The sequence below is a fragment of the Corynebacterium endometrii genome, assembly GCF_004795735.1.
GTDB lineage: Bacteria > Actinomycetota > Actinomycetes > Mycobacteriales > Mycobacteriaceae > Corynebacterium > Corynebacterium endometrii.
Genome location: NZ_CP039247.1, coordinates 651,072 through 675,533, shown reverse-complemented (window position 1 = coordinate 675,533; position 24,462 = coordinate 651,072). Strand labels below are relative to the sequence as shown.

The 24,462-nt window shown below is 59.8% G+C and carries 17 protein-coding genes and 1 tRNA gene; 8 read left to right on the top strand and 10 right to left on the bottom strand.

Translation table 11 applies throughout. The annotated features are described in order from the left end of the window. The first annotated feature begins 50 nt into the window (after positions 1 to 50). From CENDO_RS03050 to CENDO_RS03040, 3 genes are all read left to right on the top strand, one after another. Positions 51 to 887 carry an inositol monophosphatase family protein gene (locus CENDO_RS03050; protein ID WP_210726560.1) on the top strand — a complete coding sequence of 279 codons (837 nt, stop codon included), beginning with the start codon at positions 51 to 53 and terminating at the stop codon, positions 885 to 887. Beyond that, complete coding sequence (gene hisN, locus CENDO_RS03045; protein WP_136140724.1) at positions 880 to 1,683, top strand: histidinol-phosphatase; 804 nt, start codon at positions 880 to 882, stop codon at positions 1,681 to 1,683. The genes CENDO_RS03050 and hisN overlap by 8 nt, the downstream gene beginning before the upstream one ends. Before the next feature lie 84 nt (positions 1,684 to 1,767). Next, positions 1,768 to 2,844 (top strand): LLM class flavin-dependent oxidoreductase, encoded by a 1,077-nt coding sequence (locus CENDO_RS03040; RefSeq protein ID WP_136140723.1) that lies wholly within the window; start codon positions 1,768 to 1,770, stop codon positions 2,842 to 2,844. Positions 2,845 to 2,963: 119 nt separating this feature from the next. On the opposite strand, the gene CENDO_RS03035 is transcribed toward CENDO_RS03040, so the two are convergent. Beyond that, positions 2,964 to 4,127, bottom strand: coding sequence for a S1 family peptidase (locus tag CENDO_RS03035; protein ID WP_136140722.1), 1,164 nt, complete (start codon positions 4,125 to 4,127; stop codon positions 2,964 to 2,966). A gap of 747 nt (positions 4,128 to 4,874) precedes the next feature. Continuing rightward, positions 4,875 to 6,575 (bottom strand): alkaline phosphatase D family protein, encoded by a 1,701-nt coding sequence (locus CENDO_RS03030; RefSeq protein ID WP_136140721.1) that lies wholly within the window; start codon positions 6,573 to 6,575, stop codon positions 4,875 to 4,877. Between the two features lie 157 nt (positions 6,576 to 6,732). Between CENDO_RS03030 and CENDO_RS03025 the strand changes: the two genes are divergently transcribed. Next, on the top strand, positions 6,733 to 8,097 hold the full coding sequence (locus tag CENDO_RS03025; RefSeq protein WP_136140720.1) for a purple acid phosphatase family protein: 1,365 nt from the start codon (positions 6,733 to 6,735) through the stop codon (positions 8,095 to 8,097). A 223-nt stretch (positions 8,098 to 8,320) separates the two neighbouring features. On the opposite strand, the gene CENDO_RS03020 is transcribed toward CENDO_RS03025, so the two are convergent. The 3 genes from CENDO_RS03020 to CENDO_RS03010 all read right to left on the bottom strand — a co-directional run bounded on the left by CENDO_RS03020 (position 8,321) and on the right by CENDO_RS03010 (position 14,532). Further along, positions 8,321 to 11,155, bottom strand: coding sequence for a class I SAM-dependent DNA methyltransferase (locus tag CENDO_RS03020; protein WP_136140719.1), 2,835 nt, complete (start codon positions 11,153 to 11,155; stop codon positions 8,321 to 8,323). Between the two features lie 181 nt (positions 11,156 to 11,336). Next, positions 11,337 to 11,413 (bottom strand) — tRNA-Met (locus tag CENDO_RS03015). A 146-nt stretch (positions 11,414 to 11,559) separates the two neighbouring features. Continuing rightward, on the bottom strand, positions 11,560 to 14,532 hold the full coding sequence (locus CENDO_RS03010) for a UPF0182 family protein (protein WP_136140718.1): 2,973 nt from the start codon (positions 14,530 to 14,532) through the stop codon (positions 11,560 to 11,562). A gap of 123 nt (positions 14,533 to 14,655) precedes the next feature. Here CENDO_RS03010 and CENDO_RS03005 point away from each other — a divergent pair, with 123 nt between their 5' ends. After that, the gene (locus tag CENDO_RS03005; RefSeq protein WP_136140717.1) at positions 14,656 to 15,192 is read left to right on the top strand and encodes a PPA1309 family protein; all 537 of its coding nucleotides are present in this window, start codon (positions 14,656 to 14,658) and stop codon (positions 15,190 to 15,192) included. Between the two features lie 109 nt (positions 15,193 to 15,301). Then, entirely contained in the window at positions 15,302 to 16,003 is a 702-nt protein-coding gene (locus CENDO_RS03000; protein WP_136142117.1) for a beta-N-acetylglucosaminidase, read from the top strand. A 63-nt stretch (positions 16,004 to 16,066) separates the two neighbouring features. On the opposite strand, the gene CENDO_RS02995 is transcribed toward CENDO_RS03000, so the two are convergent. Next, the gene (locus CENDO_RS02995; protein ID WP_136140716.1) at positions 16,067 to 17,239 is read right to left on the bottom strand and encodes a YlbL family protein; all 1,173 of its coding nucleotides are present in this window, start codon (positions 17,237 to 17,239) and stop codon (positions 16,067 to 16,069) included. A gap of 82 nt (positions 17,240 to 17,321) precedes the next feature. Between CENDO_RS02995 and CENDO_RS02990 the strand changes: the two genes are divergently transcribed. Then, positions 17,322 to 18,812, top strand: coding sequence for a zinc-dependent metalloprotease (locus CENDO_RS02990; RefSeq protein WP_136140715.1), 1,491 nt, complete (start codon positions 17,322 to 17,324; stop codon positions 18,810 to 18,812). An 87-nt stretch (positions 18,813 to 18,899) separates the two neighbouring features. Here CENDO_RS02990 and CENDO_RS02985 read toward each other — a convergent pair whose 3' ends face one another. Beyond that, positions 18,900 to 19,442: a M48 family metallopeptidase gene (locus CENDO_RS02985; RefSeq protein ID WP_136140714.1), complete on the bottom strand. Its 543-nt coding sequence runs from the start codon at positions 19,440 to 19,442 to the stop codon at positions 18,900 to 18,902. Positions 19,443 to 19,590: 148 nt separating this feature from the next. On the opposite strand from CENDO_RS02985, the gene CENDO_RS02980 reads away from it, so the two are divergent. Beyond that, on the top strand, positions 19,591 to 20,469 hold the full coding sequence (locus CENDO_RS02980) for a hypothetical protein (RefSeq protein WP_136140713.1): 879 nt from the start codon (positions 19,591 to 19,593) through the stop codon (positions 20,467 to 20,469). On the opposite strand, the gene CENDO_RS02975 is transcribed toward CENDO_RS02980, so the two are convergent. From CENDO_RS02975 to CENDO_RS02965, 3 genes are read right to left on the bottom strand one after another with little or no spacing between them, the layout of a single operon-like run. Beyond that, entirely contained in the window at positions 20,466 to 22,541 is a 2,076-nt protein-coding gene (locus tag CENDO_RS02975) for an ATP-dependent helicase (protein WP_281276146.1), read from the bottom strand. The genes CENDO_RS02980 and CENDO_RS02975 overlap by 4 nt on opposite strands. Next, positions 22,538 to 23,335 (bottom strand): NAD(+) diphosphatase, encoded by a 798-nt coding sequence (locus CENDO_RS02970; protein ID WP_136140712.1) that lies wholly within the window; start codon positions 23,333 to 23,335, stop codon positions 22,538 to 22,540. The genes CENDO_RS02975 and CENDO_RS02970 overlap by 4 nt, the downstream gene beginning before the upstream one ends. Before the next feature lie 13 nt (positions 23,336 to 23,348). Further along, positions 23,349 to 24,437 (bottom strand): potassium channel family protein, encoded by a 1,089-nt coding sequence (locus tag CENDO_RS02965; protein WP_136142115.1) that lies wholly within the window; start codon positions 24,435 to 24,437, stop codon positions 23,349 to 23,351. Between the last annotated feature and the right edge of the window lie 25 nt (positions 24,438 to 24,462).

The following is a 24,462-nucleotide window of genomic DNA, read 5'->3' as shown; positions in this document are numbered from 1 at the left end:
TCTACCCAGTATCCCCGTTCAATTAGCGATCGCCCTTGAAAAGCACCACAATGGAACGCATGAATTCAGAACCGTCCTTGACTGAGATGATTGACGCGGTCACCAAGACCTTCATCGTGGCCCATGCCGATGATACTGACGCCCACTTGGCGCAGGCATTGGTCTACAACGCCGGCCGGCTGGCCTGGCGCCTGCGGGAGCAGGGCATCACCACCGAGGCCAAGACTTCCGTGTCTGACGTGGTGACCGATGCGGATCGCGCCGCCGAGCAATTCGTTTCAGGAGTACTTGAGGCCGTCCGCCCGGAAGATGGAATCGTGGGCGAGGAAGGCGCGGCCCGGCATTCCGAATCAGGGCGTATCTGGCACATCGACCCGGTTGACGGCACGTACAACTTTGCCTCGGGTTCTGACTACTTCTGTTCCGCCCTATCCCTGTCCGATGCCGAGGGCGTCATCATGGGGGCGGTGCATCGCCCGGCGATGGGTTATACCTGGTTCGGCGGCCGCGATTTCCCAACCTCGCGCGACGGTAAGGAAGTAACCCCGCTTGCGGACAGCCCGGCCTCCCGCAGCAGCCTGGCCACGTACCTGCACCCAACGTCCATGGCCATCCCGGAGATCCGCGAGGCTTGGCAGCACGTGGCGGAAAACTTTGCCACCCTGCGCATGCTGGGCGCCGGTTCCATCGACCTGGCTAGCGTTGCGGACGGCACGTGGGGCGCCTGGGTTCAACACTCCGTGGCCGATTGGGATTGGCTTCCGGGCAAGGCTCTGGTGGAAGCCGCCGGCGGAAAGGCCATCAAGGTGGAAGCCGGCGGCGTAGAGTGGTGCGTTGCAGGAAATAAGCAGGTTGTTGCCGAAATTGAGGAGTTGTTCCGTGGGTAAGTATTCAGAGGACTTGGCCTTGGCCCTTGAGTTGGCCGGCGTGGCAGATGCCATCACCATGCATCGCTTCGAGTCGGACAGCCTGCACGTTAAGTCCAAGCCGGACATGACCCCCGTCTCGGATGCCGACCTGGCGTGTGAGAAGGCCATCCGCGACAAGCTCTCGGAGGCCCGCCCCGATGACGAGGTTCTGGGCGAGGAATTTGGCGGCGAGTCCACCATTGAGGGCCGCCAGTGGGTCATCGACCCGATCGACGGGACTAAGAACTACGTGCGCAACGTCCCGGTATGGGCAACCCTCATCGCCCTGCTTGAGGACGGTGAGCCGGTTGTGTCTGTCATCTCCGCACCGGCGATGCGCCGCCGTTGGTATGCGTCCAGGGATTGCGGCGCTTTCCGTGTAGTCAACGGCGAGGCCAGGGAACTCCATGTCTCCGGCGTCACGAAGCTCGAGGACGCGTCCTTGGCCATGAGCTCCCTCGCCGGCTGGAAGGAACTGGGGCTGCAGGACAAGTTCATTGGGCTAACCGAATCCACCTGGCGCCTGCGCGGATACGGTGATTTTTGGAATTACTGCCTCGTTGCGGAAGGCGCCGTGGACATTGCCGCGGAGCCAGAGGTCTCCCTGTGGGATCTGGCGGCGCCCGCGTTACTGGTCACCGAGGCCGGCGGCGTCTTTACCTCCCTCACCGGCGAACCCGGCCCAGCGGGCGGCAACGCGGTGGCCTCCAATGGCCACCTGCACCGCGCGGTGATAGAAGCCTTGGCTCCGGACGCGCCGGCCGAATCCAACTAAACTGGCCACTCATAGTTCTTACGCCCCCGCCGCTGCGGAGATCGCGCGGTTACGCGCTGCAAAAGGAGCAGGTGATAGACCCCAATGAAAGCTTTTGGATTCCTCTCATTCGGCCACTACGCCTTTGGCGGCACGCGTGGACCGAGCGCTACCACAATGGCCCAGATTCACCTGGAGCTGGCCAAGGCCGCGGACGATATAGGGGTAAATAATGCCTCCTTCCGCGTCCACCATTTCGTCCCGCAGGCGTCCGCACCCATGCCGCTGCTGGGCGCTGTAGCCGGGGCCACCAAGCGAATCGAGGTGGGCACCGGGGTCATTGACCTGCGCTATGAGAATCCGCTTTACTTGGCCGAGGAAGCGGCCTCCTTGTACCAGCTCTCCGGCGGCCGCGTGGCCCTGGGCCTTTCCCGCGGGGCACCCGAGGTGGCGGAACGCGGCTGGGAGGCCTTTGGTTACACGGCGGAGAAGGGCAATGGGGCTGATCTAGCGCGCGAGCACTTTGAGAAGTTCATGGCCGCGATAGACGGCCACGGTTTTGCCACCGCTGCCCCGCTGGAGCGGCAATACCCACAGATGTTCCAGCCCGGTTCGCCGCTGCCGGTATTTCCCCACGCGCCGGAGTTGCGCCGCTGCGTATTCTACGGTTCTGGTACCCACGCCACCGCCGAGCAGGCCGCGCGCGATGGGGTCAACCTAATGTCTTCAACCCTCGTTTCGGAGACCTCCTCATCCACTCTGGGTGAGATTCAAGCCGAACAAATTTCCCGCTACCGCGCAGCCTGGCGGGATACCGGGCATGGCTGGGCGCCGCGCGTGTCCGTGTCCCGTTCCATTTTCCCCATCGTGGACGGTGCCGATATGCAGCGCTTTGGCATGCAGGCATCGAGCTCCGATCAAGTGGGCATGCTGCCCGATGTGGGCGCCACCACCTTTGGGCGGACCTACGCGGCCGAGCCGGATAAACTCATCGAGCAGCTCAAGGCTGACCCCGCCGTAATGGCCGCGGACACCCTGATGCTTACGGTGCCCACCGGCATGGGAGTGGACGTCAACGTACGCATCCTGGATAACTTCGCCACCCACGTGGCACCCGAACTGGGGTGGGAGCCAAACACCGCAGGGCCCGTAACCGGCTACCCCATCACCGAGGCTAACTAGGGGCCTAAGTTACCCCTACCCCCGTTTCAGAGGGGTAGCAAAAAAGGGGGGCCTGACCGCTGTCTCAACGAGCAGCGGCCAGGCCCCTTCAGGTCGGCCCCTGTAGGGGTGTCCCCCAGTTAATCCTTGGGGAGATAGAAGCCTGCCCCCACTCCCCCACGGCGGTCCATGGACGCCTTGATCGCATCGGCGTCGCTGGTAACCGTTGGTACGTGAATCCCGCCCTGCAGCGGGGTGACGCATGGAAGGGTGTTGCCGCCCGCGGTCAGGCCGGCGGAGATAACGCCTACCACCCGGCCGCGGTTAAATACCGGCGCGCCGGAGTCCCCGACCATGGCGCAGACCTGGTTGAACTGGAGCTGGTCAGTCACCAAAAAGGTCATGCCGCAGGTGGTACCTGAAGCCACGCCACGCTTGCACATGATGTCACCGGGATTGACGTCACCGCCGAACCGGTAGGCCGTGACGCCGTTATAGGTGCGGGACACCTCTGCATCAGAGCCCAGTTCAATCACGGAATAATCCAGGGCCTCATCCTTGTGCACCACGGTGCCGGTATCGCCGACCTGCCACGAATCGGCGGAGGCAACGGATTCCCCAACGTCACCGCAGTGCCCGGCCGTGATTCCCACCTTGTGCCCCTGGGCGTCATAGCCAGCCACGGTCAGCGTGCACATGGTGTCCCCACCCACGTAGATTGGCGTTCCCGGCCCGTATAGGGACTTGCCCTGGGCTAGTGCCTGGTTGGACTCCTTTGGCATGCGCGGCGCATCGAAATAGGAGCCCGGAACCCGGTGGAGGACGTAATCCGCGGTGGGCTTTGCGGCCATCACCTTGGAAAACAGGTCATTTTTCCACACGTAGTTTGGGTCACTAACTTGGGGCTTGAACTCAGGCTGGGTAGCTTGCTCAAGCTCGTCCTCGATCCCCAAGGGGTTGGGGTTCGTGGCGGGCATATCGGCATAGTGCTGGGTAGCCTGCGTTGCCTGTTCAATCAGTGGCGCTGCTTCCGGCACAGCCTGAGCTGCTGCCTTAGCGGCGCGTGAGACGTGCTGGTTGAGCTGGTCAGCTGCGGCATCCACCGCATCCGTAACCTGCTCATCAACCGGAGCGGTCTCAATGCCAAACCTGCTCAGTTCGCCACGCACCTGATCGACAATCTGCGCGGAATCGAGTGAAAAGTCCGGTAAATCCTGGGCGGATGCAGCTGGCGCTGCAAAGAGAAACGCACCCGCGAAGGCCGAGCCCACAAGGACCTTCTTGAGGTGCGAAAAGCGGAGCATAAAAGAGCCTTTCTAACACGTACCTTTTGACCAACGCCACCCATACTCTCACGGCTGATTTTGCGGGTGAAGAGACTCGTGTGACTGTTACCAAGCCGATACCCAAAGGACGCAAAAGCCCCAGTTTGCTACCGCCCCGTAGCCCCGTTTGGAGGGGGCGGTCAACCACCGGCGACGCAGTGAAAGACTTGGTAATTGTGTTCGCGGTAATGGGTTGGCCTTCCCAAGTGACGGCAGGGGTCAAGCGCGCCCAGCTCCTGCTCGCGGCCTCCGCCTCGGCGGTGGATACGGCCGGGAGACCCGCGGGGCTAAGCCTTGAGGAATGCTGGAATCCAATTCCAGGCGATTGCCTCCGATAAAGGGGGCGGTCAGGGCGGCCTTATCTCGCACGCCCGTAACAATGGGCACGGCGTGGAGGCCAATTGAGCTTGTAAATAGCCGGCATTTTCCTTCGATTACCGAAGGGGCTGCCTTGGGGCCAATATTGCGGGGCCAGGCCCGGCGGTAGCGTCCAAAATTACCGCGACGGTATGGGGCGGTGCCAGGGTGTTGACGGACCAACTCCGGCTTGTCGTGGATGAGTTTGCGCGCCCCTTCCATGCCCGAGGTTTACGCCTGAGATAGATCATGATTGCTTGACATGTGCCTTGCCCGCGCGACCACCCGGCCCTCCATAAACCACGGTGGTTGTGGCATGAATCCCGCCGGACCCACCGGCTTGCGGGATTTACCATTGCCATAAAGGCGCTAACTACCGAATCCGCTGCCCGGCGCCCAGGACACGCTCACCGCGGGGGCCACCGAGGCATTGTTGTCCGCCAAGGAGCTCACGCGGCGAAACTCCATGTCCACCCTGTCTGAGCTGATGCGAGCGATGCCGTAGCCGTGCGCGTCGAAATCCACGTGGCGGACCCATGGATTGGCCCCGCGCAGGGTGTTCTCCACGAGAATGGTGGTGGGATTATCTTCATTGTGCGGGATGCCGGTGTACTGGGTGAGCAAATCGTCAATGTTGGGGGCGGAAATGGACGTGGTCACCATTTCACACGCCACCTCCTTGCCCTGGTGGAAGATGCTGTTTGCCCACTCGCTGTGGATATCGCCGGTGAGGAACAGGTTCCGCCCACCACGCTGGGCCAAAAGTGTAAGCAAGCGGTCACGGTCCGCGGTGTAGCCGTCCCACTGATCCGAATTGAGGGGAAAGCCGGAGGTGGTGGCCTTGACGTGCTGGAGGGCGGCGTCAGCGTCAGGGTTGCCCGGGATGGTCAAAAGGCGCATCGGCGCCATCATGACGGAATTGCCCATTACCATCCAGCGCGCCTGGGAATTGGTTACCGTGCGCTCTAGCCATTGGTACTGCTCCGAGCCCATCATGGTGCGGTCTGGTGCCGAGTAGCGGGCCAGGGTGGTCTCAGCGTCGCGATAGGATCGCAGGTCCATCATGGTCAGCTCCACCAACGTGCCAAAGCGCATGTTGCGGTAGAGGTGCCCCTCCTTGGACGGGCGGGTCTGGCGCAACGGCATCCACTCGTAGTACGCCTGCATGGCCGCGTTGAACCGCACCGGCCACGTCCCCTCTGCGTATCCGTCCGTATGGTTTTCCGCGCCGTGCCGCCAGGAGTTATTGGCGGTCTCGTGGTCATCCCAGATAACCACCCACGGGGCCGCCGCATGGGCCGCCTGCAGGTGTGCATCCGTGCGGTAGCGGCCGTAGCGCATGCGGTAATCCTCTACGGTGACAATCTCCCAGCTGGGATGGTGCGGGCGAACCACACCACTTTTGCCAACGTATTCGCCGGTGCCGTACTCGTAGATGTAATCGCCAAGGAAGACTACACAATCGAACGCATCCGCCTGCCCTTGGGCCGCCATGTCCTTGTACGCCGCAAAATAGCCGGACTCCCAATTGGCGCAGGAGGCGATCGCGAAGTTTACCTGTTCAACCTCCGCGTCGGCGGCCGGGGCGGTTTTGGTGCGCCCCACAGGGGACGTGGCCCCCGCATGGGACCCGTCAGCTACGGTAAAGCGGTAGTAGTAGACCGTCGCCGCCTCCAAGCCGTGCGGATCTACGTGCACGGTGTGGTCGTGGGCTGCGCTGGCCACCGCCTCGCCGGAGGCCACCACGTCGGCGAAATCTGGATCACGCGCAATCTCCCACCGCACCCGGACGTCAACGCCCAACCCGGATCCCGGCAGCGCGTCGCGGTCCGGGGTCACCCGCGTCCACAGCACCACGGAACTGGGGAGCGGGTCGCCCGAAGCAACGCCGTGCAGGAAGGGCAGCTCGGCGTCGATGGGCTGGTACTTGCTAGGCTGCTGCGCCGTGCGGCCGCTGCTGAGTTGGGCGTGGGCGACACCGGTGGCGGACAATCCTGCGGCTGCGGCGCCGGCCGCGCCCCAGCTCAAAGCGGTGCGGCGGTCGAGTGAGATGTCAGCGATGTTAACCATGACTGGCAACATAACGCGGCCGCTGGGGCCTCGCTTCGCGAATACGCCTATTTAAACTCCAATCATAGAAGAGTTCTATTGGAGTTAACTGTTAGTTCACAAAGTAATGGTTTCCTGTTCGAGTTGCAGTTCAACGACGCTTTGAGAAAAGGGACCCATGCGCTCTTCAGTAAAACTTGCCGCTGCCGCCACCGCCGCCGTGTTGACCGTAGGCGGTGGAATTAGCACCCCCGGCACCGCGGTGGCCCAGGCCGCGCCCATCTACCGCGCTGCCATTCAGCCCGGCCAGGATGAAACCCAGCTGATTGCCACCTGGCGCACGTCTGCCACCTCGGCGCCAGAGGTTCTAGAGCTCACTGCGGCCGACGGCACCACGACCGTCTTCCCCGCCCAGGAAAAGGATGCGGGCAAAATCCTGTACAAATCCCAGTTCGCCACCGCCACTGGCCTCAAGCCCGATACGGAATACACCTACCGTGTGGGCTCCGATGAAGGGGGTTGGTCTGCGCCGGAGACCTACCGCACCGGCAACTTCGATTCCGAGTGGTCCTTCGTCACCGTCGCCGACGCTCAGATTGGCGTCAACTTGGGCCTTAACGAACAGGCTGAGCAGTGGCGGAGCACCATTGGCAACGCTATTGCCGACGTGCCCGATGCGGAGATGATCTGGTCCCTTGGCGACCAAGTTGAGGGCTGGGGCGCACCGACCGGCCAATATGAACGCTTCTTTTCCGCGCCCGAGCTTCGCCGCGTGCCCATCAACGCGCTGCCGGGCAACCATGAGACCTACGCCTCCGCCCTGGAATTGGCGCATTATGACGAACACTTCATCAACCCTAACGCCCAGGCCAACAGGGACTTCTTCTTTGAGCGCAACAACGTCCTTTTTATCGGCCTAAATACCACGGCGTCCTCTGCCGCGGACATCGCCGCCCATGAGCGGTTCCTGCGCGATACGGTCGCCGCGCACGCCGCCGATAATGACTGGGTGATTGTGGGCATGCACCACTCATTCTTCTCCCAGGGCGATCACTACCTCGACCGCGACGTTACGGCACTCCGCGAGTCCCTAGCCCCGGTGATGTCTGAATTGGGCGTGGACGCGGTGCTTTCCGGCCATGACCATATCTATACCCGCACGCACCTAATGAATGGTCTCACCCCGGTTGAGCCCGAGGCCGCACCCCAGCGCGGCGATGCACTTTCCCCGCAAGAAGGCGAGGTCCTCTACATCACCACCACCTCCGCCGGCGGCGGCAAGTTCTATGACTTCGCCGATGCAAACGGCAAGGAATACCCCAACGCCCGCTACGAACACATCGATAAATCCCTAGAGCATGACTCCACCGCCTTCTGGCGCCAGGATTACACCGAGGATTACATGCGCGTGGACGTCTCCAGCGACGAACTGACGTTTACCACCTACAACGCCAACGACCCAAGCATGATCGATAAGGTAACCCTCCGCAACGATGATGCCCCTGTATCTTCAACTAAAGCTACGCCAACAGACCCGGCGTAGCCAACATACCAACCACCGCGTCTGGGACTGTCGCGCCCTTCAGCCCCTTCCATTACGCCGATAGGCGACAGTGATCTAGCATAATCCCAAGCCTGCTATACGGACTCTTATAGGCTCTCCAGTGAATCCTCTCATGCGGGCTAGACGCCAATAGTGTCTACCACAGCAGGCCCGGCCCACGGAGTTTTACCCTCCTGGTAAAGTAAACCGGCCTCAGCTTCTACTACTTATTTTCCAGTTCGATTGCTTCAGCGTAGAGCCTAAACAAGTGGGCAACAATCTCCTGCTCACGCTCCGCGTCATCCAAATGAGAGAATTCAACCCCATAGGCAGCTTCGACCGACTTGTCTAGCTCCTGGTGAGCCCTGACCAGAGTTGGATAGAGGAAGTTGTTATCCGGGTCGTAGAGGTCAGCAAGGGTTGCTCCTTCATATTCCGCACGAGCATCGAGCACCGCTTGAGCACAACGCTCAATCTCAAGCCGCTGAGCATCCGTTGGCTGAGGGAACACGAAGTTGTTGTAAACCACACCACTAGAATAGCGATAACCGTTGCCTAAACGTCCTGCAACTACTCGCATCCAGGCATGATGAAATTGCGAATTGAGTACACCAAAATGGAATCTCGATGCATTGGGGATAAGCTTCACAAGATTCGAAGCAAGTACCCCTGGTGGGATCAGCCCAATTGGAAGGTACTTGCGGCGGGATGTCGTAACTTCAGGAATCACAATCGATTCGCCATCTGGCATGTTCTCGACATGAAAGCGCGTGGGTTTATTAGCAAGTTTCTGAGTTGGAACGCTCTTACTCGCTAAGCGATATTCTTGGACCGCTTTGACGCGCTCTCGAGCGAGCGGCATTTTTTTAAAATCGTCAGACGTAGCCTCTCCTAGCCAGAGAATCCAGCGTTTCGTGCCGTTGATTAATTCTCGCGAACCAATAAATTCTTTAAAGAAATTTACCGCTTTCGGTTCCTGCGCTACAAAGGCTTCTTTCTCTTCGGTCGTGAAAATATATTGCCCGCCGTCAATCGGCTTATTGCCAATCGCCATTTCTGGCACATTCGAGATAGGTTTACTGCGATTCCAAATAAAGACGTCAGGCCCGTCAGCCAAATAAGCATTGAGGCGATTCGGGTGCTGCAGCTCTGGCCGAGCATCGGGATGATCGTAGTGAAACAGCCGTACTAAATCATTCTGCTTTGAGAACCCGACGATAACGCAGAAGACATGAGCCCCATCATTGGCATCGGTGACCCAACGAAAAGTGTCATGGGCAAAATTGATTTGGAAGCCCATGTTCATGATCGGGTACCAGATATTTGCGACTTGCACGCCTTGTACCACGGAGTTGGTTGCAACAAACGCGGTGCGTACATCGTGGTCACCCATGAATTCGGCGGCTTTAATGAACCATCCAGCAACGTAATCGATATCGCCAACGTTACGAGTGCCCGCTGGGAATACGTCTTTAAGCTCTGCTTTTTGTTCTTTGGATTGGTTACGGGCACCCAAGAACGGCGGATTGCCAATGATGTAGTTGCAGACCGTAGGGGCAATCACAGTCTTCCAATCAACCTTAAGCGCATTCCCATGAAGAATATTGGCAGCATCATGCAACGGTAAATCTTCGATTTCCTGCGTGATTATCGACTGAGCTTCAACGTTAGCCTGCAACTGGGCAATCCAGAGAGCGGTGGATGCCACCGAAACCGCAAAGTCATTGATTTCAATTCCGTAGAACTGGTTCAGCGAAACCTTCAAGGGGTTTGTCATCTCGAAACCCAACTGGGTCTGTCCACCATAGAGAATGGAAAGAACCTTGTTTTCCAGACGACGCAGCTGGATATACGTCTCCGTCAAGAAGTTGCCGGACCCACAAGCCGGATCAAAGAACGTCAGCGATGCAATCTTGTCATGGAATTTTTCCAATAGCTTGTTGCGCTTACGAGGAGTTAACCCCTCTGCATCAACTATTTCCGCCAACTCATCTTTCAGGTCGTCGAGAAAAAGCGGGTCAATGACCTTATGGATGTTGTTTGGGGTGGTGTAATGCATACCGCCCTGGGCACGGATTTCAGGATTTAGCGTGGACTCGAATACGCCGCCGAAGATGGTTGGAGAAATCTCTGCCCAGTTTGTATCCCTGGAAACCTCTTCTAACAGCAACTCCAGAATGTCATCGGTAAAGGGAGGAATCTCCTGATTGTCTCCGGGACGGAACAATCCACCATTGACGTAAGGGAATGCCTTTAACTGTGGATCCATGTAAGGATCGGTACGCTGCTCTACAGGAGTATCGAGAACCTCGAAGAGTTCCTTAAGCCGACCACGTACCACATTGGCTGGCATGCCATGTAGGTAGTTATAAAGCGCATCCTTGCCAAAAAGTCCTGCGTCCTCGGCGAAAAGGCAAAAGACCAAACGTACACAAAGCACATTGAGCGAATGCTGGCTCGCAGTAGAATCGGGGAATTGGTACTGGTCGCGGAGTTTCGAATAAAGCTTACCGATGAGCTGACCGGCTTCCATGGAGGCTTTTTCCTCACGCTTTGCTCGTGCACGCTGAGGATCAGTTAGGAAGTCAAGAAGGTGCAGCTGAGCAGCAAGCTCGGCGAGGGCAAACTCCACGTAATTCTCGTCTGGTTTTGCCACATCAAGATTGTGGATCCGGAACGTCTCAAAGTTAGAGACGATAATGAAGTCTGGGCGTTGTGAGTTAGGCAGGGAATTCGCGTAGCTCAAGGCCTGCTGGAATGGAGTAACCATCTGGCCCTGACGCAGCTCTGGTTTATCCAGCGAGACTCCAAGGGCCTTTTGCTCAACGATGGTCCTTGCTTCTGCAATGACTACATCGATGTAGCCACCTGAATAGGCACGCTCTTCGTAGCGAACGTTAGTGACCACATCCTCCAGACAGACTACTTCTGTAAGCAACTGGTTCCAGAAAGTTGCAGTATCGCCTTTTTCGTACCCCCTCCCCTCCCACGTAGCGCTGAAGGATTCTGCCGCAGCGCGTCGCTGCTGAGGAGTACGGGATACGGTAGGTGCTTGCATAACGAAGATTCTATCTAATCGTCGAAGGCCTACTGCACCTAATATCCAGGAAATTCCTGTACGGAGTTGACGGATGAAAATGCTCTTCCTGGCCCTTAGTCTGTCAAGCCGCCAGTTTCAAAACCGAGTAGCACAACGAAAAGGCCCTGACCGGTGTTTCCACTGGTCAGGGCCTGGAAGTTGGTAGCGGGGGCAGGATTCGAACCTACGACCTCTGGGTTATGAGCCCAGCGAGCTACCGAGCTGCTCCACCCCGCGTCGGATGATACTTCCTATCATCTCGCCGTGTTGGCGACTCCTGTAACTATACATAAAGGTGCAGCCCCACCCAAATCCCCAGTACAACCGGGGTTTGGGCGGGGCCTTGAGAGGCTTAGCCGCAATTAGCGGGCGCCTTTTTAACCTTAAAGGTCTTGGTAGGCACGAACCGCTGCGTCCAGCTCATCCAGAGCGCGGCCGTATTCCTCGTTGGTGCCGTCGCGTGCTTCCTCCAGCCCACGCAGCGCGTCGTTAATGGCCTGGACCGTCTCGTCCTGGCTTGCAGCCGGGGCAGGGGTTGCAGACTCCTCCGAGGAGTCGTCGGCCGCAGGTGCGTCATCCTCGGGCGCCGCTTGATCCTGGGCAGCATCCTCCGGCGCGTCCGAACCATCGCCCGGCACTACCTCAATCTCCTGCGCGGCCTTGGGATCGATGCCTACCTGCTGCAGGGCCTCTGAGACGGACGGTGCGTAACCCACGCGACCCTTGTAGGACACGAGGACGCGAAGCAGCTTAGGATACGCGGATTCCTGCTGCGAGCGCTGGGAGTAAATCGGCTCGATGTAGAGGATTTCTCCATCACCCACCGGCAGGGCCAGCAAGTTGCCGTTATGCAGCGTGTTAGTGCCCTCCCACAGCGTGCGGTCGCGAGCAACCTGGTCTGAAGACATCATCGCATCCTGCGCCTGCTTTGGACCCAGGGTTTGGGTATCCGTTGGCAAGACGCGAACGGTGATTTGGCCATAGTTATCCGGATCGGAAGACACGGACATGTGCGCGGACAGGAACTCGCGGCGCAGGCCACGGAAGGTGGTAATCAGCTGGAACGAAGGCTCGTTGGTCTCAGGGTCCGCGGCCACTACGTAATACGGTGGCTGATCCAAAGCCTCACCAGAGGCCTCAGAGGACGTTGGATCACCGGGGATAGACCAGAACGCGTCATTGTTAAAGAACACGCCCGGATCCGAAACGTGGTAGCGGGCCAACAGATTGCGCTGAACCTTGAACAGGTCTTCCGGATAGCGCAGGTGGGCGCGGAGCTCATCGGAGATTTCAGACTCGGGCTTAACCACGCCCGGGAATACGCCCTGCCACGCCTTGAGCACTGGGTCCTGGGTGTCAAACTCGTACAGGGTAACGGAACCATCATAGGCGTCCACGACCGCCTTGACGGAGTTACGGATGTACCCCACCTCGTCGCTGATCAGGCGCTGGGTGGTGCCGTCCGGGTTCAGCGCGTCCTGAGTGGTCTCTGTCAGAGAGGTGCGCTGAGCATAGGGCAGGGAATCCAGCGTGGTGTAGCCATCCACAATCCACTTGATGCGGCCATCAACTACCGCTGGGTAGGTCTGGGAATCGGTGGTCAACCACGGGGCCACTTCCTGCACGCGCTGGCGCGGGTCACGGTCGTAGAGGATCTTGGATTCCTCACCCACACGGTCGGACAGCAGCAGGTTAATCTCGCGGTACTTCAGGGCGTAGGCGGTGCGGTCAAAGATATTGCCGATGGCCACGCCGCCGTCACCCTCATAGGTGTAGGTGCTTGTATCGGTGTCATACTCCACTGGCTCCTCACCGGTGCGGCCAACGATGGCGTAATCCAAATCGGGAGAGGTGGCTGCGATTACCGGCCCGTAGTAGATGCGCGGCTGGTCAACGCGGATACCCAGCTCCTTCTCGGCGTCGAGGGTCTCACCCTCAGTCTCATCCTCGCCCGCGAGCCCCTGAAGGTCGGAGCGGGTAAAGATTGGGAAACCGCCACGAGTGGAACCGGCGTCCCGGGCTACCTCGTCAACCGTGTTGGCTTGCGCGGCAATAAAGCCATTGCCGTGGGTGTAAACCGTGTGGCGGTTGATCCAGTTCAGCTGATTTTCCTGAAGCGCATTGGGATCCATCTCGCGCGCGGCAACCACGAAGTCACGCATTTCGCCATCGACCTCGTAGCGGTCCATGGCCAAGGTCTCCGGGAAACCATAGAAGTTACGCAGCTGCTGCATCTGGGTAAAGGTCGGTGCCAAGATGTCCGGGTCCAGCAAGCGCAGGTTGGAGATGGTGGCCTCATCCGCCGCCACGTCTTCATCCGATGCGCCGTTGGCGCCCCAGTTCTCAACGTAGGTGACCTTATCGTCGGTCAACCCAAACGCGTAGCGGGTCGACTCGATATTGCGTTGGATAGACTCCGCTTCCTTGGCCTGGCGGTTGGGCTGGACGGAGAACTGCTCCATCAGAAGCGGCCACACCGTGCCAATGGCGATGGAGCTCACGAGCATAAGCACTACGGCCAGACCCGGAATGCGCAGGTCCTTGATGACGATCGCCATGAAGAAGGCGATAACCACGAATACGCCGATAACCATCAAGATGATTTTGGCAGGAAGCTGCGCGTTGATATCCGTGTAGGACGCGCCGGTGAACAGGTCATTGCGGGTGTAGAGCAGCTCGTAGCGGTCAAGCCAGAAATTGATGACCTGCAGGAGCATCCACAGGCCAGCCGTTACCGCTAGCTGCACGCGGGCGGGCTTGGATACCTTTCCTTTGATGCCGGCTGCCTGATTTCCTAGGCGAATCCCGCCAAGGATGTAGTGGCCTACGATCGCGAGGATGAACGCCAAGGCGGCCAGCATCGCGAAGGAATCAACTACGAGGCGGATGACCGGCAGCTGAAATGCGTAGAAGCCTAAGTCCTTGCCGAACTGGGGATCCGTGACCCCGAACTCCTGGCTGTTGAGAAACAGCATGATGCTGCGCCAGCTGGACTGCAGAATGAAACCGGCGAAGATGCCAATGATGATTGGCAGGAACTTCATCGCAGAACGAACCGTAGCTTCGATAGACTCGCGGTACTGCTGGACCGGGGAGTTCAAGTCGCCAACATCGGTAGGCTCGGGGCGCCCGCGCCAGACAAAGTATCCGGCAAGCAGCATCACGGCGACGGTTACTAAAAGACCAACGAAAAACAAGACGATGCGCGCGACCACGGTGGTGGTGAACACACCGCGATAGTCAATTGCACCGAACCACTTCCAGTCCGTGTACAGGCCCACCAACATGGGGCCAATAAACATCAACAGCGCAACCGCCGCGATAATCCATGTCAGCGCCTTTGGTGGGCGTTTCATAGGGGCAGTGGGTTGGGTTAGACCTGAGACCAACGCCAGCTCCAATCAATATTGTTCGAATAAAACGGGTTATAGTGCTTCCAGCTTAAAGAAGAGCCAAAAGATTAACGAATAAGGATGCACATGAGTTCCCCCAACTTCTCCCAGCAGTCTTTGAATAAAGCGATGCTTGAGGCCGTGGAGTTTATCCACGGCGAAGGCTGGGACGCCTCCCCGACCCTATTTGCCCTGGTGCCATCCATGCTGGTGGCGGATCAACTCGCAGAACTGGAGCTGGAGGACGATTCCCAGCTCACGTTGATTGTGCAAGATAACCTTCCGGAGAATATCGAGCCCGGCTCCGAGCAGCTTGCTGAGTACGTTTCGCGCCTGGCGTGGCCGGCAGAGGTTGCTGGAGTCATCCTGGCGCAGGAAATCATGTTCCGCGACACCAGTGCGGAAGATGACTCCCCTCGCCCGGCGCGCTTGTTCTCCGGCGTCTTGCGGGAGCAAGGACTCGAGCTCACCCTGCTGCAGCTTCGCCCCACCGAGGAGGAATTGGAAGCCGCCGGCCCGTTTGCGCAAGACGACATTGACCTTCGAGGCGGCCCGGAAGTTGCCCCCGGCGTTATAGCAGCTCTACGCTACGGTTTGGAGCAAGATCCAGAAGACTTGGGTTAGACTAGACACCCGTGCAGGTTTTCCGTAACGCTCGGCGTTACGGAAGACCTCCTTGCGTCGCCGCTCACCTGTATTACCGCCTGTTTGTTGAGGAGCCCGTTTAGTGCAGATGCCACAGCTAGTTCGCCGTGTCAGCATAACTTCTGCCTGTGCGTTGCTTGCCGGCACCCTCGTAGCCTGCGGTTCTTCGGGTGAGGATTCCCCCGCCCCAGCGCCTGCTGCTGACACCGCGGCGGCACAGACCGAAGCCAAGGAAGCCACCGCCGCGCGGGAAGCTTCGAACTCTGAAGATAGCGATGTTCCGTCTAGGCAATCAGCTAGTTCTGATCCCACGGCGAGCCGAGGTGACGAAGCCGCAGAGCCGTCAGAAACCAATTCCCGTTCCACCAGCTCTGAAGAGTCTGATGCTGAGGAAACTTCCACAGACGCATCGGAGGAGGGGATGGATGAATCCGTAGCGAGTGCCTACGAGATCTTCTCCCCGCTGCTACCCCGGGAGATTTTTGACCAGTTCAGCAGCTGCGATCCGTCCGCCATTGAGGACACCTACGATTGTTCCGGCCCTGAGGTGGGTCAGTTTCAATTCTATAACTCTGACACCAAGGCCACTCAGACCACCCAGGTGCTTACTGAGCTGCGCTCCTCCCATGTGATTGAGGACAGCGGTTCGCGGGTCGTGGGCTGGTCGACGCTCGGCAGTACCGCCATTCTCACCGTAGTGGACAATGACAACGGCCTAGTGGCTCAGCAAATGGTTTCCACGGACCAGGTCGACCCCGAGGAGCGCCTGGCCGAACTAGGCCTCACTTAACCCCCCAATAGCCTCTTCGGTCCCCGCCCCTCTATGCCGCGGGCGCGGGGACTTTTCCAGCGCTTAAGAAGCCGGGCAGGTTGTGACTTCTTTGCCTGCGGCGAAATCTTCCATCGCCTTGATCGCATCATCGATGGTGCGCACGCTGGCAATTACCATGTCCCCATGGTCGCGGCTGGTTGCCTCCTGGCAGTTATCGGCCGGCGCGAGGAAAAGCTCAGCACCGGCATCCATCGAGGCCCGGACCTTGTGCTTGATGCCGCCGATGGGCCCCACTTGCCCGTCGAGGCCGATGGTTCCCGTGCCCGCAACGAAGTTGCCGCCGCTCAGGTCACCCGGCGAAAGTTTGTCGATTACGGCTAGGGTGAACATCATTCCGGCCGAAGGCCCGCCGATATCCTGGAGGTTGTAGTTAACCTCAATATCCGTATCGGGCTCCGCCAGCATGGTGACGCCTAGGAAAGCCAGGGAATCGTCTTCAGGGTGCTCCCCTAGGGTTAGCTTTTCCTCCCTCTCCTGCTCAGCCCTTTCAATCTTGAGCGTGAGCTCATCGCCCGGGGCCTGGGTCTGGATAAGGCGCTGAATCTCTGCCGGCTCAGCGGCCGGAGTGCCATTGACTTCAGTGATGACGTCACCGCGCTCGAGGACCGTGCGGGCCGGCGAGTCCTTGAGCACCTCCGCCACAACTGTTTTCACCGGAACCCCTAGGTACTCCATAGCGGTATAGGTTGCCGCGGATTCAGATTGGACGAAGGCCTGTTTATTGGCCTCTTCGACCTCCTCCATGGTGGTGTCCGGCCGCATGTAGTTAGACAGCGGGACGATGGTGTCATCCGTGCTTAACCACTTGTAGAGGACCTGCCCCAAGGTCATGTTTGTGGTCACTGACACCGTGGTCATGTTGAGCTGGCCTTCCGGCGTGTCCACATCATCGGCAACGACCTCCACAACGTCCGTGCCATCGACCTGGGACAAGGTATCGACGGTTGGCCCTGGGCCTTCGGCCGCGTACGGCACCGTCAATGAGATATTGGTCCCCGGGATGGAGTCCATGCTGAGCAGCCCGCCGAGAACCACGACGGGGATTAGTCCCAGCGCGAGGGTCTTGTAGCGCCGCTGGGACGCGGTGCCTTTACCGCTCTTGCGTTCCTTGGCCGATGACAGGTCAGCAGGTTCGTCGATAACGGCATCCACGTTCTTTCCGGTGGACTCACCTTCTGGTACAGCGTTGGTCATGAGGCATAAGCCTACCTGTGTTCGCTTATAGCGTTTGAGTTGACGTGGTCAAAGCCCTAAGCAGGTACGTATATTGGTGAGCATGAACAACGGATTTGGTTTCTCTTTCGGCAACAATGACGACGATGATGACAACAATCGCCGCGACCAGAACCCGTTCGGTGCCTTTGGCTTTGGAGCCGGCGGTGCCGGCGGCCTAGGCGATATGCTCAACCAGTTTGGTCAAATGCTCTCCGGCATGGGCTCTGACATGAACTCCCCGCAGGGCTCCGGCCCAGTTAACTATGAGATGGCTGGGCGCATAGCCCGCCAGCAGATCTCGGGCGATAAGCCCGTCACCGCTGAGGACAAGCGGGCCGTTGAAGAGTCTGTGCGCTTGGTCGAACTGTGGCTCGATGATGCCACCTCCCTGCCGAGCGTTTCCGGCAAGGTTGCCGCGTGGAATTCCTCGGAATGGCTGGAGGCGACCATGCCAATGTGGCAGCGCCTCGTGACCCCTGTGGCCCAGCACATGAATGACGCGCAGCTGGAATCCATGCCGGAGGAAGCCCGTGAGATGATGGGCCCGCTGTCCAGCATGATGGCGTCCATGTCCGGCATGAATTACGGCATGCAGCTCGGCCACGCCCTGGGTGACTTGGCGAAGCAGGCGCTCACCGGATGCGATTTCGGCCTTCCGGTCTCCCCCGCTGGCACCACGGCCCTGCTCCCGCACAATATCCAGTCCATAGCGCGCGATCTCAATGTTCCGGGGCAGGAGGTTTTGGTCTACATTGCGGCGCGTGAGGCCGCCCGCCAGCGCCTGTTCGAGCATGTGCCATGGCTTGTTGAGCGCCTCGTATCCTCCGTAGAGGAATACGCAATGGGCCTGGTCATCGACACCTCCCACATTGAGGAAGCCACGCGCGAGCTCAACCTCGAATCCGGTGACCCCCAGGCAATTCAGGACGCGATCTCCAAACTGCAGGGCATGGACCTTTCTCCGCGCGTGACCTCCCGCAATGCAAGCGCAGTGTCCCGCCTTGAGACCCTGCTGGCTCTCGTCGAGGGCTGGACTGACTTTGTGGTTGCCGAGGCGCTGGGTGAGCGCATTCCTTCCGCGCAGAAGATGCGTGAGGCCTGGGCTCGGCGCCAGGCTACCGGCGGCTCCGCCGATAAGGCCTTCTCCCAGGTTGTTGGCATTGAGATTGGCAACATCCGGGTTGAGCAGGCCGCCGAGCTCTGGCGCCGCACCACCGTTGCCGTTGGCGTGGACAAGCGCGATTCTGCATGGAACCACCCGGACTTCCTGCCCACCGCTGAGCAGGTGGACAACCCGGCATCCTTCATTGATTCACTGCTCGATGACGCGGATACCTCCGGCTTCGATGAGGAATTCGCGAAACTCGAAGAAATGCTGCGCAACCCCGACGCAGCAGGTTCCAGCGAGTCCACGTCCGCCGAGGATAAGATTCCTGGCCAGGAATCTTCTGATAAGTCCCCAGAGAAGGGACAGGATAAGGATTCTGGAGATGACTCTGGCAACGACGATGGAAACGCCCCAGAGCAAAAGCCTAACGGGGAGTCCAAGTAATCCCCCTCTAGCCCACGCTGGCCACGCATAGTGACTCCGTTTATCTCCCGGGTTGCCGAAACCGGGAAATAAACGGAGTTGGCGGTTTTAGGCCCCTCCGTGGCGCTGATAGGCCTCGAGGTAGCCCTTGGCACGCTCCGAGTGGGGAGCCCTATCCGCCCATTCCCAGAATTCAGCCCCATGGCCTGGGATAAAAGTGTGGGTCAGTTCGTGGACTATTACCGCGTCGAGTACGTAATCCGGCACGCTCTTCAGGCGATCCGAGATGCGGATGTCACCGCTTGAAAGCGTGCAGCTTCCCCACCGCGATTTCTGATTGCTTACCCACCTCAAAGAACCCACCGTGGCGCGCCCCTCCAGAACCCGCCTGTTGAGTTCGTGGGCGCGCTTTACCAGGTCATCGTCGCTGCGACTGGTGCCTGAATGCTTGCGCCGCACCCGCGCCACCATGTCCGCGACGGCCTCATCCTCTTCCTTTTGAGACATCCAACCGGGAATGCGGACCTCAAGTACTCCCCCACTCATCCGGGCCTGCACCGTGCGCTTTCGGCGGGCGGAGCGGATGACCCGTACTTGGGGTGCTGGCGGACCGCCCGCCGCGTTGGAATGAGAATTTTGAGGTTTTTCCATGACAACGCATCTTACCTGTGGTGCAATATGTGACTAAGAACCTAAGAAAGCTGGCCTCGCGGCCTGAAGGTTCTCACCAACTTTTATAAAGTAAGGGCACGGCCCGCCTTGGGAAGCGGCCGCGGCCATTCGGGGAAACGGGGACAACATGTCATTGCTTATTGATCCGTACGCGGAGCGGTTCGATCAGGCGGCGCGCACGGCGCCGCTGTATGAATACGCGCCGGGCACAGGGGTATACGTGCGCGATGAGCGCGCTCTTCAATTCGGCCTGGATGCCACACGCATGGGAGTCATAGAGATACCCAACCCGAAAGTGCTGGCGGCGAATCTTGAGCTATTGACTATGCCAGCCACCCGCGAGGAATGGTGCGCGGCAACCGGCCTGGACCCATTGGCGGCGGCCAGTTTATTCGAAGACTTGTTGGCCTTTGGAACCATACGCCCACTGGGCCCGCAACGGTCTTTGGGCGTCATTGGAAACAGTAGCCTTGCGCGCTGCTTTAAAGAACTCTGCACGCGGGAGGGGATCAAGGCCTACGCCCCGGGCGCGGGCGAATCCCATGCTGACTTCCTGAGCAGCCTCGATACGCAAGTGCCGGTTTTCATCTTTGACCAGCTAGGCCACTCCATCGAGCTGGCCCGGGCGCTCCGCAGTGCGGGCACCGAATCGTGGGTGCAGGTCTCCGCTTTGGACAACCGGGCATTGATTGGCCCCATCCACCTCAACCATGAGGGCCCATGTCCCGTCTGCTTCGACCTGATCCGCGCCGATAGCGATCCATGCTGGCCCGTGGTGGTCAAACAGGCCGGCGAAACCTCAACTCCCCCGGAGGTCGCCACCACGAACATCATGGCGGGATACGCCGCTCTAGTTGCCTTCCGGATCCTAGGGATTCCCGGTCCACCGGGAGCAAGCAACGGCCGCTACTTGCCGGGCGAACTCTACGAGATAGACCCCTACGGCAAGGACCAGCAGCGGATCTTTAGTAAGCATCACCTGTGTCCAGAGTGCCTGGAAGCTTAGGAGCTGCGGTGGTTGCGGACTACGTGGAGAACCTCCGCTCCGTAGGCCTCTAGCTTCGCGGGACCCACTCCTGAGACACTGGTCAGTTCGGACTCGTCCTCCGGCAAGGCCTCGGCGATGGCTAGCAGCGTAGCGTCGCTGAAGACCACGTACGCCGGAACGTTGTTTTCCTTGGCGGTGTCCAGACGCCAGGCGCGCAACGCCTCGAAGACGTCTTCATCGAAGTCCGCCTCGCAGGTCTCATGCCGGGCAAGGACCTTTTCCGCGGGGGTGTTCAGTGGTCCGTTGCAGACGCGGCAGCGCTTTGGGCGCTTGGTCCTGGAGCTTGGGGACGCATCACCCTGCGGCAAGTCGGGGACAACGCCGTCCAGGAAACGCGTTCGTGAGCGGGTTGCCCTGGAACCGGTGGTTTTAGCCAGCGACCAGGAGCAGTGCAGATGGACACGGGCGCGGGTGATACCCACATAGAACAATCGGCGTTCTTCCTCGATCTTTTCCGGGTCCCCCGACTTGATGGCATGGGTGATGGGAAGCATATTTTCATTGAGACCCACCAGGAAAACCGCGTCCCACTCCAGGCCCTTGGCCGCATGGAGGGAGGCTAGGGTGACGCCATCGACGGAGGGATTCTGGCGGTCCTCCGCGCGGCGATAAAGCTCCTGCACCACGCCGCGCAGGTCTATACCTTCGATGTCATTAACCAACATCTCAACGAGGTCCACCAGCGCTTTCAGGGACTGCCAACGCTCACGGGCCTGTGCGCCCTCTGGTTCCTGGCTGGAATAGCCCAGCGGCGCCAGGGCGGCCCTCGTTACCCGCAGCGGGTCATTGGGCAGGTCGGTGCGCTGCGCGGCCCGGGAGAGCTGTTTCAGCGCCTCGACGATTTCCGCGCGGGAGAAAAAGCCAATGCCGCCACGCACCTGGTAGACAACGCCTGCGTCGGACAGAGCCTGCTCGAAAGCCTCTGACTGCGCGTTGATGCGGTAGAGCACCGCTATCTCGCGGGCCGGCACGCCCTGGTTGAGCAGCGTGAGAACCTTGCCCGCTACTTCCTTGGCTTCGATTTCTTCAGATTCATAGGCATCAAACGAGGGCTCCGGACCCGCAGGGCGCATACCCTGCAGCTCTAGCCGGGTGCCCGCCACGCGCCCCTTCGCCTTGGAGATGACGGTATTGGCAAGGTTGGTCACCTCAGGGGTAGAGCGGTAGTCACGCTGCAGCTTGACCACGGCGGCGTGCGGGTACTTTCTTGAAAAGTTCAGCAGGAAATCCGGGGTTGCGCCGTTGAAGGAGTAAATGGTCTGGTTCGCGTCCCCCACCACGGTGAGATCATCACGCTCCCCCAACCACGCGTCCAATACGCGCTGCTGCAGTGGGGTGACATCCTGATACTCATCAACCACGAAGCTCCGGTACTGCTGGCGGAACTCCTCTGCCACCCCCGGAGAATTTTCCAATGCGCCGGCCACATGGATGAGCAAATCGTTGAAATCCAGCAGGGTCACTGGGCCGCGCAACTTCATCTGTTCGTACTGGTAATACGCTTGGGCCACCTTAGCCGGATCCGCTGGGGCCTTGCGCGTGGTTTTGGCCAGAGCGGCCTCATAACCTGCCGGGGAGGCCAGCGAGGACTTGGCCCAGTCAATCTCGCCCAGCACGTCACGGATCATGTCCACGTTGTTTTCCAACCCCACGCTGCGCACGGCGTTGGCCACCATGGGAAAGCGTTCATTGGCTAGCTGCCATTCCGTGCTGCCGGCGATCTGTGGCCAGAAGTACTTCAGCTGACGCATGGCCGCGGAGTGGAACGTGCGGGCCTGGACCCCACTGACTCCCATGTGGTTGAGGCGGTCACGCATTTCACCCGCCGCGCGGGTGGTAAAGGTCACGGCCAGCACCTGCCTGGGATTGACATACCCCTGCTGCACCAAGTGCCCAAGGCGGTAGGTGATGGTGCGGGTCTTACCCGTCCCGGCGCCCGCCAGGATGCACACGGGACCGCGCGGGGCGGAGGCGGCGCGGCGCTGGTCCTCATCAAGCTCGTTGAGATTGACCTGCAACTTGTCATTCACTGAAAGATCCACTCCATCATCATTGCTCTGGCGATTGAGCCTTCGCGGGCCAACGGTAATTCGGGAAGCTCTTGCCTCGTTACCCACCGCACGTCTACTAGTTCCCCATCAGTATTGCCTACGGACCGGACATGCCGGGCCCGCGCGTGGAAGGCCAGCATAATCGACCCGGATTGGGCCCACGGCGCCGACCCCCAATAGGTGATATCACCAATTTCTAAGCCCGCCTCTTCCCGCACCTCGCGCGCGCACGCCTCCTCTAGGCTCTCCCCCAGGTCCACGTAGCCGGCTACAAAGGAATAAAAATCCGGGCGGCGGGCGTTGCGGCCCAAAAGGATTGCCTCCCGTTCGGGATGCTTCACCATGACAATGACGGCGGGATCCAGTCGCGGGAAAAGCTGGTCGCCGCCATCGCCGAGGCCCACCACCCCCGCGCCCGGGAACTGAAGCGTGTCACCGGTACGCGGATGAAAAAGGTGCTGCCTACGATAGCGGATGAGCGCGATGGCACGGGTGACAGTAGCCGAGGCGTATTTGCCATGTGCGGCGAATTCCCGTGGAGCCACCCAGTCCGCCGCGGGCAGCGAGGACTCCGCACCCTCCGGGACTAGAAACGCCCACAGCTCCGGGTCCTTGCTAACCCGCACTACAACGCCGGGGTCAGAGCCTTCGCCCCGATTCAATGCCAGGGTGTCCCGGCAAACAGGCGGGTCGATGGGTTGAGCGCAGTACAGCGGCTGGCCGTGCGCATCGACTGGCACGCGGCCGCGGGAGTCAACGGGGAGAAACTTCACCCCACTAACCTATCTAATCCTCTGAGTCTTCGACTTCGGCAGGGTCTTCCATGGAGTGCTTGATGTAGAGCAAGCGGTCACCCGGCTTGAGCGCGGATGCATTCTTGGTGTCCACCCGGTGGACCTCATTGTTGCGGAGCACGGCGAGCACAATATCAGCCAAGTGGCGCGGGTTGGACCCCACCTCGAATTCCTTGACGGGGCGCTCCGCAACAGAAAAGCCCTCATTTGGAGAGAGAAGATCCTCCATCATCTCCACCACGGTTGGGGTGACGGTGGCAAGGCCCAGCAGGCGGCCCGCGGTCTCAGCGGAGGTGACCACGGAGTCCGCGCCGGATTGGCGGAGCAAGTGGCGGTTCTCAGATTCACGCACGGAGGCCACAATCTTGGCATCCGGCGCCAGCTCGCGCACGGAGAGGGTGCACAGCACGGCCGTGTCATCCGTGGATGGGGTGACCACCACGGAGCTAGCGCGTGATACGCCCGCGATGTTTAGTACGTCGGCCTTTGTGCCGGACCCATAAATGGTCACCAGCCCATGGTGTTCTGCATTGGACAGCGCCGAGCGGTCCGTGTCAATGACAACGATCTGGGACGCTGGGACATCATCGGCAAGAAGTGCGGCAACCGCGCCCGCGCCCTTGGTGCCGTAACCAATAACTACGGTGTGATTACGCAAGTTCTTCCTCCATTGCTGAATTTGATACGTGCGGCGGGTTTTATCCGTCAACACTGAAAGGGTGGCGCCAACCAACAGGAACAGGAAGGCCAGGCGGGCCGGGGTGACAACCGCGACGTTAATAAACCTAGCCTGCTGCGATACCGGCACAATATCGCCATAGCCCACCGTGGTCAGGGAGACCGTGGCGTAATACGCGGCGTCAAGGAACGTCAACTCCTCGCTGTAGCCCTCCTGGCCTATGTAGACCACGATGGTTACGAAGACCACAAGTAACATCGCCCACACGAAGCGCCGCCCCAGCATGGACCACGGGCTGCTGTTTTCCTGGCGCGGAACCGTAATAACGTCCAGCAATGCGTAGTCAGGCAATGAGGACAGCTGCACGCTGGAGAAAAAGCGCTGCTTGATGCGCCTTTGCATGCGTACTGCGCGTGATGGCACGGTC

Excerpts from the sequence above, each read along its gene's own strand:
- CENDO_RS03025 (WP_136140720.1), top strand. The coding sequence starts at position 6,733 with ATGCGCTCTTCAGTAAAACTTGCCGCTGCCGCCACCGCCGCCGTGTTG.
- CENDO_RS02985 (WP_136140714.1), bottom strand. The coding sequence starts at position 19,442 with ATGGAAAAACCTCAAAATTCTCATTCCAACGCGGCGGGCGGTCCGCCA.
- CENDO_RS03010 (WP_136140718.1), bottom strand. The coding sequence starts at position 14,532 with ATGAAACGCCCACCAAAGGCGCTGACATGGATTATCGCGGCGGTTGCG.
- CENDO_RS03030 (WP_136140721.1), bottom strand. The coding sequence starts at position 6,575 with ATGGTTAACATCGCTGACATCTCACTCGACCGCCGCACCGCTTTGAGC.
- CENDO_RS03020 (WP_136140719.1), bottom strand. The coding sequence starts at position 11,155 with ATGCAAGCACCTACCGTATCCCGTACTCCTCAGCAGCGACGCGCTGCG.
- CENDO_RS02980 (WP_136140713.1), top strand. The coding sequence starts at position 19,591 with ATGTCATTGCTTATTGATCCGTACGCGGAGCGGTTCGATCAGGCGGCG.
- CENDO_RS03050 (WP_210726560.1), top strand. The coding sequence starts at position 51 with ATGGAACGCATGAATTCAGAACCGTCCTTGACTGAGATGATTGACGCG.
- CENDO_RS03005 (WP_136140717.1), top strand. The coding sequence starts at position 14,656 with ATGAGTTCCCCCAACTTCTCCCAGCAGTCTTTGAATAAAGCGATGCTT.
- CENDO_RS02995 (WP_136140716.1), bottom strand. The coding sequence starts at position 17,239 with ATGACCAACGCTGTACCAGAAGGTGAGTCCACCGGAAAGAACGTGGAT.
- CENDO_RS03000 (WP_136142117.1), top strand. The coding sequence starts at position 15,302 with ATGCCACAGCTAGTTCGCCGTGTCAGCATAACTTCTGCCTGTGCGTTG.
- CENDO_RS02965 (WP_136142115.1), bottom strand. The coding sequence starts at position 24,437 with ATGCAAAGGCGCATCAAGCAGCGCTTTTTCTCCAGCGTGCAGCTGTCC.
- CENDO_RS02990 (WP_136140715.1), top strand. The coding sequence starts at position 17,322 with ATGAACAACGGATTTGGTTTCTCTTTCGGCAACAATGACGACGATGAT.
- CENDO_RS03040 (WP_136140723.1), top strand. The coding sequence starts at position 1,768 with ATGAAAGCTTTTGGATTCCTCTCATTCGGCCACTACGCCTTTGGCGGC.
- CENDO_RS03035 (WP_136140722.1), bottom strand. The coding sequence starts at position 4,127 with ATGCTCCGCTTTTCGCACCTCAAGAAGGTCCTTGTGGGCTCGGCCTTC.